Raw genomic sequence first — 13,677 nt, forward strand, 5'->3', positions numbered from 1 at the left:
GTTGAGGCGTATATAGGCCCCACCCTCGCAGACTGTCAACGACCTTTTTCGCCTTTTTTGAATTTTTTGCGACAAAAACCAGACAACCCTGCAAAACCCTGCGTAAGGTCGTGTGAAAGGCATTCCCTCTGGTGGGGGCGGCCCCATTGGAGCCCTATTGCGGCCCAAATCCCCGTGAATGTCTTGCCTCGGGCATGGCGTTTTCATGCCCTCGCGCGCGTGCCTATATAGGGGGCGTCGATCCTGCCGGCCGGCGCGAAAAGGAGCTTTCGTTGACTTCATCAGTCCCGGCAGGCAATTGTCGGGGCTTCACGTGAAAATACCGGCGACGTTCGGGGACAGGAAAAGCCGCCGCTTTCAATGCAGGATGTCGATCAAACCATAGCCGAACTCGGCAACGAGCCGCCGCTGATCGCGGACGGGCGCAGCGGCCCGCCCGATCGGCGCGAGGTTTCCGCGCGCTGGCTGTCGGGCACGTTCCTGACCGGCGTGACGTCGAGCGTGTTGATGGGCGTGGCACTGTTTGCCGCGCTCGACGGCCGCGAGCAGCTGGCAACCCCGCCCGAAATCGCCGAACTGGCCACGATTGCGCAGAAGGACGACGGCGGGCAAAGCGCCAAGACCGGCCGACTCGTGCAGTCGCGCCAGATCGCTCGGGCCAAGGACCGGCGACGAATCGAAGTATCCATGTCCAGCCGCGTCGGCGATCGCGACGTGGTGCGCACCGTGCCTTTCGTCCAGGTAAAGATGGCCCTGGCCGCGGGCTACAAGACTTCCCGCAGCTATCCACCCTTCGATCCGCTCGATGTCTTTGCCGAGGATGGCGCCAAACAGACGCCCACCGCCCCGGCCGGCCAGGTCTACGGGGTCAAGGTCGAAAGCGAGATGAGCCTGAAGACGGTGGATTTCCCCATGGATACCGCCGCCTTTGACGAAAGGAGCGACCTTTCCGGCGACGAGGTGGAGCAGGTCGTAAAGGTCACCGGAGCGATTCTGACCGACGGCGACGTCCAGGTCGCCGCGCTGCACTATGTCGATCCGGAGCGATTCGGCGATTCGCTCGCCTCCCAGACGCTGGCCGGCTCCTATGGCGTGCGAATCGTTCCGGAAAACGTCTCCGTCGCCTCCCGGAGCGCGACGGATGATTCGGCGCTGGCTTATGCGGAGGAAATCATCCCCTTCGCGATCGAGCGTGAGGTGGCCGAGGCCCTGGCCGATTCCGGCTATACGGGAGACGATGCCGCCGGAATGGCCGAGGCCATCGGCAAGATGTTCAATGGCAAGACCCTGAAGGCCGGCGCGGTGCTGCGCGTCGGGCTCGAGGTGCGCGGGGACGAAGCCCGAATCGTCCGCACCAGCGTCTACAACCGCACCCAGCACCTGCTGACCATCGCGCTCAATGACCACAACCAATATGTGACCACGGACGAGCCCGAGCCCAACCCGGAGCTTCTGACGGCATTCGACGGTTCGCTGCCTGCGACCGCGCGCGGCAACCTGCCCACCGTCTATGACGGCATTTACCGGGCGGCCTATTCCTATGACATGTCGAGGGACATGACGAAGCAGCTCATCAAGCTGCTGGCCTCCGAGGTCGACTTCCAGTCGCGCCTCAACCCCTCCGACCGGCTCGAGGTGCTGTTCTCCGAGCCCGACGGCGACGACCAGGAATCGCAGCTCCTCTACGTTTCGGCGAACTTCGGCGGCGCCACCCGCAATTTCTACCGCTTCCAGATGCGCGACGGCAGCATCGACTATTTCGACGGCGAAGGCCGCAGCGCCAAGCAGTTCCTGCTGCGCAACCCGCTGCCCAACGGCGTGTTCCGCTCCGGCTTCGGCGCGCGCCGGCACCCGGTGCTCGGCTATACCCGCATGCACACCGGCGTCGACTGGGCAGCCCCCACCGGAACGCCGATCATCGCCGCGGGCAATGGCGTGGTGGAAAAGGCCGCCTGGGCCGGCGGCTACGGCAAGCAGACCATCATCCGCCACGCCAATGGCTACCAGACCTCATACAACCACCAGAGCGGCTTCGCGTCGGGCATCGTGCCGGGCGCCAAGGTGCGCCAGGGCCAGGTGATCGGCTATCTCGGCTCTACCGGCCTCTCGACCGGGCCGCACCTTCACTATGAACTGATGGTCAACGGCGCCAAGGTCGACCCGATGCGCGTGCGCCTGCCCGTGGGGAAGGTGCTGCAGGGCGACGACCTCGTTTCCTTCAAGCGCGAGCGCGAGCGAATCGACGCCCTGCTGAAGGACGGCGCCGGCGGCTCGCTCAAGGTGGCCAGCAGCGCCAAGGCGAGCGGCTAACGCTCGCACTTTCGGCACGCCGCCTCAGGCGGACAGCGCCCAGATCTCCAACACTGATTCGTCCTCAAGCATCGGCCCGCGAATCGATTCGGATTCGCGGGCCGATATGCGGGACAGTTTGATTCGCGGCCGCAGGCGGTCGCCTGTCCGCGGGCAAGGATCTAATCGACGAACTCGACCGGCACGCCGGGGCTGACCAGCTTGGCAAGCTGCTCTGCGTCCCAGTTGGTTAGGCGCACGCAGCCATGGCTTTCGGTCTTGCCGATCTTGGAGGGTTCGGGCGTGCCGTGAATGCCGTAGGTCGGCTTGTCGAGCGCGATCCAGACCGTGCCGACCGGGCCGTTCGGGCCCGGCGGAATGGTGAGGATCCTGTCATTGTCGCCCTGCTTGAAGTTGAGCTTGGGATTGTAGGTGTAATTGGGGTTGAGCGCGACCCGCGACACGGCATGCGTGCCGGTGGGCGAAGGCGTGTCGGCCGAGCCGATCGTTGCCGGATAAGCAACCACCAGCCTGCCCGATTCGTCATAGGCGCGAACCTGCTTGCGGCTCTTGTCGGCAATGATTTGCGTCACCTTGCCAGCGGGCTTCCGGTTGACATTCGCCACCCGGATGATGGTGCCGGGGCGATTGAAGTTCGCCTCCGGATTGAGCGCCTTCAGATAGGCTTGGTCCATGTGGAAGCGCTCGGCCAGCATTTCGACCACCGAGGTGAAGCTCATATGTTCGAGCTGCGCCTTCTGGCCGTAATCGGCCGGAACCGATGCCACGAAGGGCCCGGCGGCATCCTCCGGCGTGATCGTGTAGTTGATGAACGGATCGCCGCCGCTCGCGGCAAGAGCTGCCCTGATGTCGGCCGTGTCGGTCGACTTCAGGTTGGTGCCGGTGATGTCGCGATAGGCAAGCAGGGCCTTGTCGACATTGCTGCCGAACTTGCCGTCGATGACGCCGGGCGAAGCGCCGGCACGGTCCAGCAGGATCTGAAGCGAGGCGACGTCCTCGCGCGCGGTGAAGCTAGTCGGCGGCTGCAACGCTCCGCCGTCGAACTCCGGCGCCTCGATGATGGTGGTCGTGTCCGTTTCCGGCGCACGCGCGACCGGATCGCCCAGCGGGCTGCGCGTCACCGGCTCGCGCCGGACCACCCGCGGTTCGGGCCCCAGGCCGTCGTCGGGATAGGTCCCGTCGTCCGGATACACATGTTGGGGCGCCGGTGGAAACTCGTCCAGGCCCCAGTCGCCATAGTTGTCGGGCGGCGGCGCCTGATAGCGCTCCAGCGGACGCCGGCGCTGGCCCGGATAGGGCTCCGGCTCGGCCGGCTCGACCCTGTAGTACCCGCCGCGCCGGCGCGGCTCGTCCAGGCCGTTGCGCGCCCCCGTCACCCGGCGCGGCGGCTGGATGGCGATGATCTCGCCGGTATAGGCATCGACGATGACTCGGTTGCCATTGCCGTCGAAATAGATTTCCACCTCGCCTGACTGGGCAAGAAGGACGCCACTCTCCGCGGCGCGGGTGATTCGACCCTTCGCGGGTGATTCGCGGGCGTCCACAAACTCGGCTGCCTGCGCGCCGCAGGCCCAAAGCGCGGCCGCAACCGCTGACAGAAGACTGATTCTGCTGACCATATTCGCCAAAAATTCCCCCGACTGCCGCCGCCTGCAGAAGGCAGCGTGCAGCGTCCTGTTCGAGAGCTTCAATCGCAATTGCATTGTCGGCCTAGTGGTTCACACATGAACCGGGCATGAAAATGGCCGCCCGAAGGCGGCCATCCAATGTTCGCGAACTGGTCAGGCGGCCTTTTCCGCCGCCGCGGGCTCGGATGCCTTGACGCGGAAGTTCAGCCTGTCGGACCCAGCGGTGATCTTCACCGTCGAGCCGTCGAGAACCTCGCCCAGCAGGATCTTCTCGGCCAGCGGGTCCTGCAGCTCCTTCTGCATCACCCGCTTCAGCGGCCGTGCGCCATAGGCCGGATCGTAGCCCTTGTTGGCCAGCCACTCGATCGCCTCGTGGTCGAGATCGAGCGTGATCTTGCGATCGGTCAGCAGTGCCTCCAGGCGCTTGAGCTGGATCTTGACGATCTTGTCCATGTCCTGGCGCCGCAGGCGATGGAACAGAATCACCTCATCGACGCGGTTGAGGAATTCCGGCCGGAACGAGGCCTTGACCACGGCCATGACCTCGTCGCGAACCTTGTCGACATCCTCGTGCTCGCCGAGGCCAACCAGATATTCGGCGCCGAGATTCGACGTCATGATGATCAGCGTGTTGCGGAAGTCCACCGTGCGGCCCTGGCCGTCGGTCAGGCGGCCGTCGTCCAGCACCTGCAACAGCACGTTGAAGACATCCGGGTGCGCCTTCTCGATCTCGTCGAACAACACGACCTGATAGGGCCGGCGCCGCACCGCCTCCGTCAGCGCGCCGCCCTCCTCGTAGCCGACATAGCCGGGAGGCGCGCCGATCAGCCGGGCAACCGAGTGCTTCTCCATGAACTCCGACATGTCGATACGCACCATCGCGGTTTCGTCGTCGAACAGGAAGGCGGCCAGCGCCTTGGTCAGCTCGGTCTTGCCGACGCCGGTCGGGCCGAGGAACATGAACGAGCCGATCGGCCGGTTCGGGTCCTGCAGCCCGGCGCGGGCGCGCCGCACCGCCTTGGACACCGCCTGCACCGCCTCGCCCTGCCCCACCACGCGCTTGGCCAGCTCGTCTTCCATCCTGAGCAGCTTTTCGCGCTCGCCTTCCAGCATCTTGTCGACCGGAATGCCGGTCCAGCGCGAGACGATATGCGCGATGTTGTCCGGCGTCACGGTCTCCTGGACCATGCCGCGCTTGTCATCCTCCTGCGCTTCGGCCTCCTTCAGCTTGCGCTCAAGCTCGGGGATCCTGCCATAGGCAAGCTCGCCGGCGCGCTGGAACTCGCCCTTGCGCTGGGCGATCGCCAGTTCGTTGCGGGCGTCGTCGATCTGCTTCTTCAGGTCGGCGGCAAGGCCAAGCTTCTGCTTCTCGGCCTGCCACTTGGCCGTCAGTTCGGCCGATTCTTCCTCCAGCGAGGCCAGCTCGGTCTCGAGCTTCGCCAGCCGGTCCTTCGAGGCCTCGTCTTTCTCGACCCGCAGCGCTTCGCGCTCGATCTTTAGCTGCATGATGCGGCGGTCGACCTCGTCCAGTGCCTCCGGCTTCGAGTCGACCTGCATCCGCAGCCGCGAGGCGGCCTCGTCCACCAGGTCGATTGCCTTGTCGGGCAGGAAGCGGTCGGAAATGTAGCGGTTGGACAGCGTCGCCGCCGCGACCAGCGCCGAGTCGGAGATGCGCACCTTGTGGTGCTGCTCGTACTTCTCCTTCAGCCCGCGCAGGATCGAGATCGTGTCTTCCACCGTCGGCTCGTCGATGAACACCGGCTGGAAGCGGCGGGCAAGCGCGGCGTCCTTCTCGATATATTTCCGATACTCGTCGAGCGTGGTGGCGCCGACGCAATGCAGTTCGCCGCGTGCCAGCGCCGGCTTCAGCAGGTTCGATGCGTCCATTGCGCCATCCGCCTTGCCGGCGCCGACCAGCGTGTGCATCTCGTCGATGAACAGGATGATACCGCCGGCAGCCGACGTGACTTCCGAAAGCACCGCCTTCAGGCGCTCCTCGAACTCGCCCCGATACTTCGCACCGGCAATCAGCGCGCCCATGTCGAGCGCCATCAGTTGCTTGTCCTTCAGCGACTCGGGCACGTCGCCATTGACGATGCGGAGCGCCAGGCCCTCGGCGATGGCGGTCTTGCCAACGCCGGGCTCGCCGATCAGCACCGGATTGTTCTTGGTGCGCCGTGACAGCACCTGGATGGTGCGGCGGATTTCGTCGTCGCGGCCGATGACCGGGTCGAGCTTGCCCGCGCGCGCATCTGCGGTCAGGTCGCGCGCATATTTCTTCAGCGCGTCATAGCCCTGTTCGGCGCTGGCCGAATCGGCGGTGCGGCCCTTGCGAATCTCGTTGATCGCCTGGTTCAGCGCCTGCGGGGTCACGCCGGCCTTGGCGAGTATTTCGGAGGTCTTGGCAGACTTTTCCATTGCCAGCGCCTGCAGCAGGCGCTCGACGGTGACGAAACTGTCGCCGGCCTTCTGCGCCAGCTCCTCGGCAGTCGAAAAAACCTTTGCCAGCGGCTGGGCCAGATAGAGCTGGCCGTTTCCGCCTTCGACGCGCGGCATCGCTTCAAGCGCGGCCTCGACGCCGAGCTTGACGTCGCGGGCGCTGCCGCCGGCGCGCTCGATCAGCGAGGCGGCAAGGCCCTCATCGTCGTCGACGAGAACCTTCAAAATGTGTTCGGGAGAAAACTGCTGATGGTTTCTTGAAAGGGCCAGCGTCTGGGCTGACTGAATGAAGCCGCGAACGCGCTCGGAATATTTTTCCAAATTCATGATCGTCTCCATGCGTCACCGGCCCGCTTTGCGGCACCGGATCGGTTTTCGGCGACAGACCCCCTCCATCGAGCCGGGTCCATGTCGAGCCTGATATGGGTATGGCCGGAATTTCCTCAAGATGTCCCTGTGGTGCCGACAAAGAAAAACGGCGCAGACCGAAGTCTGCGCCGTTTTCGGAACACGATACCAGGGCCTTAGCCGTTTACAGCGGCCAGGACACCATCGCCGTCGGCCGGTTCGGCAGCGGGAGCGACCTGTTCGGAACCGGCCGCGCTGTCTTCTGCCGTCGGGCTCTCGCGGCGCGGGCGGCGGCCGCGACGCGGCGCTGCTGCCTTGTCCTCGGCCTTGGCATCTTCATTTTCCGCCGAAGCCTCGACCTTCTCGGTCGGCTGCTCCTGGTTGCGCATCGGGCGGCGGCCACGTCCGCGCCCGCGGCCTTCCGTCGTTTCGACCGCCGTCTCCGCGGTCAGCGCGACTTCCGCCGGCGTGCCTTCGATGACGGGCTGCGGACCGGAGCCGTGGATTTCGGCCGAAGCGGCTGCAAGCTCAGGCTCCTGCTCCTGCCCACCGGCCGCGGCGGTCGCGGGCTGCACATTGCCCTGGTTCTCGAACTCTTCGCGATCCTGATCCGAATCGTCGTCGACTTCGTCGCGGCTGTGGTGAACATGCTGGTGCTGCATCTGCCCCTGGGCGGCTGCAATGATGCGGTTGTAGTGCTCGGCATGCTGCAGGTAGTTTTCCGCCATCACGCGGTCGCCGGCGCTCTGGGCGTCGCGGGCCAAGGTTGCGTATTTCTCGGCGATCTGCTGCGCGGAGCCGCGAATCTTCACGTCCGGGCCGTTGCTTTCGTAGTTGCGCGTAAGCGGGTTCGGCCCCTTGCGACCGTTGCCGTTGTTTCCGCCGCCGTTGTTGCGGCCGCGCATACGCCTGTTCTGCTGTTGTGGCCTCATCAGACTCTCTTCATTTTGAAAACATCTCGCGAACGGAGCGCGCCAACGGCCAGCCGTTTAATGTAGTTCCGACGGTGTTCGCCCGCATCATTTGCGTTGGCGTCACGTACCATTCCGTTCCGGTCTCATGTCACTTGCCGGGTGATCCCCGCACGAAGCAGACGCGTTGTCCACGCAAGAAGGCAGTCTGTTTCAAAGGGAACCGAACCGATTACAGCACTGCCTGCTTCGTCTCATCCGGTATTTCGAACCTAGCGGCATTCCCGAGACTTGCCAAGTATTTTTTCGTTCCAAGGCAAGGCTTTGATTCAACGACCGAAAACCAATGCACGATCATTCCCGGCCAGATCATATGCATCGGCCGTGAGTTGATACCCGGCCGCGCCGAAAATCCCGCTCACATCTGCTTTTTGATCGAAACCGATTTCTAGGGCGACCCTTCCGCCAGCCTCGAGATACGCCGCCGCGCCGGCAGCTATGGTGCGATAGGCGTCGAGACCATCTTCGCCTCCATCCAGCGCAAGCACCGGGTCAAACCGCTTCACTTCAGGCTGGAGAGCACCAATATCCGTGCTCCTTATATAAGGGGGGTTTGAGACAATTAAATGGAAGCGACCGGAAATTTTTGTGAACCAGTCGCTTTGCAGCGCGGTAAAGCGCGCCGCCAATCCCAGCGCTTCGGCGTTCAGGCGCGCGGTGGCAAGCGCGTCGGCTGAAATGTCGACGCCGACGGCGACGGCTTGCGGCACCTCATTAAGCAGCGCCAGCGGTATGGCTCCGGTGCCGGTGCCGAGGTCCAGGATGCGGCAGGCGCCTTCCCTTTCCGCCACCTTGCGCACAAACGGCAGAACCAGATCGACCAGGGTTTCGGTGTCGGGCCGGGGCTCCAGCGTTTCGGGCGAAAGCATCAGCTTGAGGCCGTAGAACTCGCGAAAGCCGAGAATCCGGTGAACCGGCTCGCCGTTGATCCGACGCTCCAGCGCGGCATCGATGGCCGTAACAGCCGTCGCGTCCAGCTCCCGTTCGGGCGAGCTGATGGCATCGCTGCGGGTGGTCCCGGAGAAATGTTCGACGATCAGCCTTGCGTCGATGTCGGGGGTTGCCACGCCGGCCGCCACAAGCCGCGACCGCGCCGCGCGCAACGTGGAGCCCAGCGCGCGTTCGGCCAGGTCAGGCATCGAGGCCCATATCGGCCAGCAGCCTGGACTGATGGTCCGAGATCAGCGGCGCGATGATGTCTTCCAGTTCGCCCATCATCACCCGGTCGAGCTTGTAGAGGGTCAGATTGATGCGATGGTCGGTCACCCGCCCTTGCGGGAAATTGTAGGTGCGGATGCGTTCCGAGCGGTCGCCGGAGCCCACCTGCGCCTTGCGCGATTCGGAGCGTTCGGCGTCGGCCTTGGTGCGTTCCATGTCGAACAGCCGCGAACGCAGGATCTGCATGGCCCGCGCCCGGTTCTGGTGCTGCGACTTCTCGGCCTGCACGACCATGATGCCGGTCGGGATATGGGTGATGCGCACCGCCGAATCGGTGGTGTTGACGTGCTGGCCGCCCGAGCCGGAGGCCCGCATCGTGTCGATGCGAATGTCTTCCGACCGGATTTCGATGTCCACCTCCTCGGCCTCGGGCAAAACCGCCACGGTCGCGGCGGAAGTGTGGATGCGTCCGCTGCCTTCGGTTTCAGGCACGCGCTGCACGCGGTGCACGCCGGACTCATATTTCAGCTTGGCGAAGACGCCCTTGCCCGAAACCGTGGCGATGATTTCCTTGAAGCCGCCCACGTCGCCCTCACTGGTGGAAACGACTTCCATGCGCCAGCCCTGTTCGGCCGCGTAGCGCTCGTACATGCGAAACAGGTCGCCAGCAAACAGCGCCGCCTCGTCGCCGCCGGTGCCGGCGCGGATTTCCAGGATAGCGTTCTTGTCGTCGGCCGCATCCTTGGGCAGCAGCAGGATCTGGATGTCCTTTTGCAGGGCCTCGATCCTGTCTTCCACCGCCGGAAGTTCGCCTTCGGCCAGCGCCCGCATCTCGGCGTCGGTCGCCTTGTCGTCCAGCATCGCCTCCAGGTCGGCCAGCTCCTGCTCCGCGGCGCGCAGTTCCCGGATCTTGGCCACCATCTCCTGGATGTCGGCATATTCCGAGGCCATCTTCACATATGCGTCCGGATCGGGGCCAGCGGCCATCTGCGCCTCGAGCATGTCGAAGCGCTTAACTACCTGGTCCATGCGATCGCGGGGCAGATTGGTCATTGTCATTGATACTCGACGGGATTCACGTCAGGCGCGCCGGCCATCGGCGCTGATATACGCGACCTACATATAGGGACGAAACACCGCAACCGCAGAAATTCTTCATTCGCAGGCCGCCTTCGCTCGGGTCTCAAAGTGGAATCGAGCGGTCATCCGCGAAGGTCTGCAACAGCGCCCGCATCGGCAAGCTCACGCTGGGGCCTTCAAGGTTGTCCTCCAGGAACGCCTTCAGCTCAGCCACCGGCAGCTCCGCCAGCATCGCCTTGACCGGGCCGATGGAGGCGGGCGACATCGAGATCGAGCGGTAGCCGAGCCCGATCAGCGCCATGGCCGAGATCGGCTTTCCAGCCAATTCCCCGCACAGCGTCACCGGCGTGTGGTTGCGCCGGCCGGCATCTGCAATGTGCTTGAGCACGCGCAGGAAAGGCACCGACAGCGGGTCGAACCGGTCGGAGAGCTGGGTGTTGCCGCGATCGGCGGCCATCACGAACTGGAACAGATCGTTGGAGCCGACGGACACGAAATCCACCATCTCCATCAGCTCGTCGAGCTGCCACAGCAGCGATGGCACCTCGATCATGGCGCCAAGCTTCAGGCTGGTCGGCAAAAGATGCGCGAAGCGCGACAGATGCCGAACCTCGCGGTCGACCATCTCGCGCGCCTGCGCGATCTCGCCCAGTTCCGTCACCATCGGCAGCATGATCCTGAGCTCGCGCCCGCCGGCCGCCTTGAGCAGCGCCCGCACCTGCGAGCGTAGCAGCCCCGGCCGGTCCAGGGTCAGGCGGATCGCGCGCCAACCCAGTGCCGGGTTTTCCTCGTGCACCATGCCCTTGAAGTAGGGAAGCACCTTGTCGCCGCCGATATCGATGGTGCGGAACGTCACCGGCTTGCCCTGCGCGGCATCCAGTACGTCGCGATAGAGAGCTTCCTGCGCTTCCGCGCGGGGCAGGGTCGAAGCCACCATGAATTGTAGCTCGGTGCGGAACAGCCCGATGCCGCCCGCACCCGACTCGGCTAGCTGCGGCAGGTCCACCGCAAGCCCGGCATTGATCAGCAGATCGATATGAACGCCGTCCTTGCTTCTGGAAGGCTTGTTGCGCAGCTCGCGGTAAAGCTCCTGCCGCTTGGCGCGGAAGCGCACCTTCTCGGCGTAGACCTTCTCCAGGTCGCCCTGCGGGCGCAGGTGGATGGTCCCGTCCTCGCCGTCGACGATGATGGCGTCGCCGTTCTCGGCGAGAGACACCGCGCCCTTGGCCTGGCCCACCACAGGGATGCCCATGGCGCGGGCCACGATCACGACATGGCTCGTGGCGGTGCCGTCTTCCAGAACCAGTCCGCGCATCTTCTCCCGCGGGTAGTCCAGCAGCTCGGCCGCACCCATGGAGCGGGCAACGATGATCGCATCCTTCGGCAGGGTCGCGGCGATGTCCTCCGGCGCCCGCCCCATCAACTGCCGCAGCAGCCGGTTGGCGAGGTCGTCGAAGTCGCTCATGCGTTCGCGCAGGTAGGGGTCGGTCATGTGCAGCATGCGGGCGCGCATGTCGCTCTGGACCTTTTCCACGGCGGCTTCCGCGGTCAGGCCGTTGCGGATCGCCTCTTCGAGGCGGCGCACCCAGCCGCGATCGTTGGCGAACATGCGATAGGCCTCGAGCACGTCGCGGTGCTCGCCCTCGAACGCCACCTCGCGCCGCGACAGCATGTCGTCGATGGACAGCCGCAGCGAACCGAGCGCGGCATCCAGGCGGCGCATTTCCTGGTCGGAATTCTCGTTGAACAGGTTGGTCACCACGATGCGCGGCTCGTGCAGCACCACGTGGCCAAGCCCGACGCCTTCGTTGAAGGCCAGCCCCTTGAAGCTTGCCGCCCGACGCAGGTCCAGCTCCAGCCCGCCATGGCGGGTCAGCCGCGCCAGATCGCCCGTCGCGATCATCTCGGCGATCACCATCGCCGTGGTTTCCAGCGCCTCAACCTCATCTTCGCGATAGTGCCGCTTGGTGCGGTTCTGCACCACCAGCACGCCCAGCGTGCGCCCTGCGCGCAGCACCGGCACGCCGAGGAAGGAGTTGTAGATCTCTTCCCCGGTCTCCGGCAGGTAGGCGAAGGCCGGATGCTCTTGCGCATTGGAAAGGTTGAGCGGCCGCGCGCTGGCGGCGATCGTGCCGACGAGACCTTCGCCCAGCCGCAGCTGAACAAGGTGGACGGAGCCGGGGTTCAGACCCTCGGTGGCGTAAAGTTCGAGAACGGAATCGGCGCGCAACACATAGAGGGAGCAGACTTCGGCCACCATGTTCTTGGCGATGTCGTGCACGATCCTGTCGAGCCGCTCCTGCGGCTCGAGCGGCTCCGCCATCAGCTCGCGGAGCCGTTTCAAGAGAACGCGCGGACCGGCGGCCGTGTCACGCATCAGGCGTCGTCTCCAAATGGCATCGTCCGGCGTGCATTGTGCCACACGCCGGCTAACGCAAGGACGAAAAATTCGTCTGATCTACTGCTTATCTAGCCCGTAGACCGAATGTAAAGTGCGAACGGCAAGTTCTGTATAAGGACCGTCGATCAGGATCGAAATCTTGATCTCGGAAGTGGTGATCGCACGGATATTGATGCCCTTTTCGGCAAGGGCCTTGAAAGCGGTCGCCGCCACGCCGGCATGGCTGCGCATGCCGATGCCGATGACGGAAACTTTCGACATGCCCTGGTCGTGCTGAACCGCGTCAAAGCCGATTTCGGGGCGGATCTTTTCCAGCACCGCCAGCGCCTTGTCGACATCGCCCGACGGCACGGTGAAGGTCATGTCGGTCGACTTGCCATCCTCGGAGATGTTCTGGACGATCATGTCGACATTGATGTTGGCCTCGGCCAGCGGTCCGAAGATGCCTGCCGCCACGCCCGGCCGGTCGGAAACGCGGCGCAGCGAAATCTGGGCCTCGTCCTTGGCATATGCGATTCCGGTTACGACCTGCTGTTCCACGATTTCATCCTCGTCGCAAATAAGGGTTCCGGGCGGATTGTCGAAATCGCCCATTCCCGGCGCGTCCGGCTCCACAAAGGAAGACCGCACGAAGGTCCGCACCCGGTGCACCATGGCAAGCTCCACCGAACGCACCTGCAGGACCTTGGCCCCGAGGGATGCCATTTCGAGCATCTCCTCGAAGGTGATCCTGCTCATGCGGCGCGCCTTCGGCTCGATGCGCGGATCGGTGGTGTAGACGCCGTCCACGTCGGTATAGATGTCGCAGCGATCGGCCTTCACGGCGGCGGCGATAGCCACCGCGCTGGTGTCGGAGCCGCCGCGCCCAAGCGTGGCGATCCGGTTGTCGGGTCCGATGCCCTGGAAGCCGGCGATGACCGCCACCTGCCCCTGCTTGAAGCGCTCGATCAGGAACGAGCCGTCAATGTCCAGGATGCGCGCCGCGCCATGGGCGTTGTCGGTACGGATCGGGATCTGCCAGCCCTGCCAGGAGCGGGCGTTGACGCCGATGTTCTGCAGCGTGATCGCCAGCAGGCCGGCCGTGACCTGCTCGCCGGAGGCAACGACGGCGTCATATTCGCGCGCATCGTGCATGGCGGAAGCTTCGCGGGTCCAGGCAACCAGCTCGTTGGTCTTGCCGGCCATGGCGGAAACGACGACGGCCACTTCATGGCCCGCGTCGACCTCGCGTTTGACGTGGCGCGCCACATTGCGGATGCGGCTGATGTCGGCGACGGAGGTTCCGCCGAATTTCATCACGATACGCGCCATGGAAGCCGGTCGTCCCTTAAACTGTCCCCAG

Annotated in this window: 8 protein-coding genes; 1 reads left to right on the forward strand and 7 read right to left on the reverse strand. The window is 64.7% G+C overall.

From position 1 onward, the window contains the following. The first annotated feature begins 360 nt into the window (after window positions 1-360). Entirely contained in the window at window positions 361-2,310 is a 1,950-nt protein-coding gene (locus AC3A4H_RS19080; protein ID WP_487768118.1) for a M23 family metallopeptidase, read from the forward strand. A 161-nt stretch (window positions 2,311-2,471) separates the two neighbouring features. On the opposite strand, the gene AC3A4H_RS19085 is transcribed toward AC3A4H_RS19080, so the two are convergent. From AC3A4H_RS19085 to AC3A4H_RS19115, 7 genes are all read right to left on the reverse strand, one after another. Next, window positions 2,472-3,929: a L,D-transpeptidase family protein gene (locus AC3A4H_RS19085; RefSeq protein ID WP_487768119.1), complete on the reverse strand. Its 1,458-nt coding sequence runs from the start codon at window positions 3,927-3,929 to the stop codon at window positions 2,472-2,474. A gap of 162 nt (window positions 3,930-4,091) precedes the next feature. Next, on the reverse strand, window positions 4,092-6,704 hold the full coding sequence (gene clpB / locus AC3A4H_RS19090; RefSeq protein ID WP_348780431.1) for an ATP-dependent chaperone ClpB: 2,613 nt from the start codon (window positions 6,702-6,704) through the stop codon (window positions 4,092-4,094). A 197-nt stretch (window positions 6,705-6,901) separates the two neighbouring features. Further along, the gene (locus AC3A4H_RS19095) at window positions 6,902-7,657 is read right to left on the reverse strand and encodes a DUF4167 domain-containing protein (protein WP_487768120.1); all 756 of its coding nucleotides are present in this window, start codon (window positions 7,655-7,657) and stop codon (window positions 6,902-6,904) included. A 308-nt stretch (window positions 7,658-7,965) separates the two neighbouring features. Beyond that, window positions 7,966-8,835 (reverse strand): peptide chain release factor N(5)-glutamine methyltransferase, encoded by an 870-nt coding sequence (gene prmC / locus AC3A4H_RS19100; RefSeq protein ID WP_487768121.1) that lies wholly within the window; start codon window positions 8,833-8,835, stop codon window positions 7,966-7,968. Next, entirely contained in the window at window positions 8,828-9,907 is a 1,080-nt protein-coding gene (gene prfA, locus AC3A4H_RS19105; protein WP_487768122.1) for a peptide chain release factor 1, read from the reverse strand. Before prfA ends, prmC begins: the two co-directional genes overlap by 8 nt. A 130-nt stretch (window positions 9,908-10,037) precedes the next feature. Next, a complete protein-coding gene (gene ptsP, locus AC3A4H_RS19110) occupies window positions 10,038-12,311 on the reverse strand; it encodes a phosphoenolpyruvate--protein phosphotransferase (RefSeq protein WP_487768123.1) in 2,274 nt (757 codons plus the stop codon). Window positions 12,312-12,392: 81 nt separating this feature from the next. Continuing rightward, complete coding sequence (locus tag AC3A4H_RS19115) at window positions 12,393-13,646, reverse strand: aspartate kinase (RefSeq protein ID WP_348780426.1); 1,254 nt, start codon at window positions 13,644-13,646, stop codon at window positions 12,393-12,395. Between the last annotated feature and the right edge of the window lie 31 nt (window positions 13,647-13,677).

The organism is Pseudaminobacter sp. Soil_N_29 (genome assembly GCF_057656055.1).

Coding starts and splice junctions, on each gene's coding strand:
- prfA (WP_487768122.1), bottom strand. CDS start 9,907: ATGACCAATCTGCCCCGCGATCGCATGGACCAGGTAGTTAAGCGCTTC.
- AC3A4H_RS19095 (WP_487768120.1), bottom strand. CDS start 7,657: ATGAGGCCACAACAGCAGAACAGGCGTATGCGCGGCCGCAACAACGGC.
- AC3A4H_RS19085 (WP_487768119.1), bottom strand. CDS start 3,929: ATGGTCAGCAGAATCAGTCTTCTGTCAGCGGTTGCGGCCGCGCTTTGG.
- prmC (WP_487768121.1), bottom strand. CDS start 8,835: ATGCCTGACCTGGCCGAACGCGCGCTGGGCTCCACGTTGCGCGCGGCG.
- AC3A4H_RS19115 (WP_348780426.1), bottom strand. CDS start 13,646: ATGGCGCGTATCGTGATGAAATTCGGCGGAACCTCCGTCGCCGACATC.
- ptsP (WP_487768123.1), bottom strand. CDS start 12,311: ATGCGTGACACGGCCGCCGGTCCGCGCGTTCTCTTGAAACGGCTCCGC.
- clpB (WP_348780431.1), bottom strand. CDS start 6,704: ATGAATTTGGAAAAATATTCCGAGCGCGTTCGCGGCTTCATTCAGTCA.
- AC3A4H_RS19080 (WP_487768118.1), top strand. CDS start 361: ATGCAGGATGTCGATCAAACCATAGCCGAACTCGGCAACGAGCCGCCG.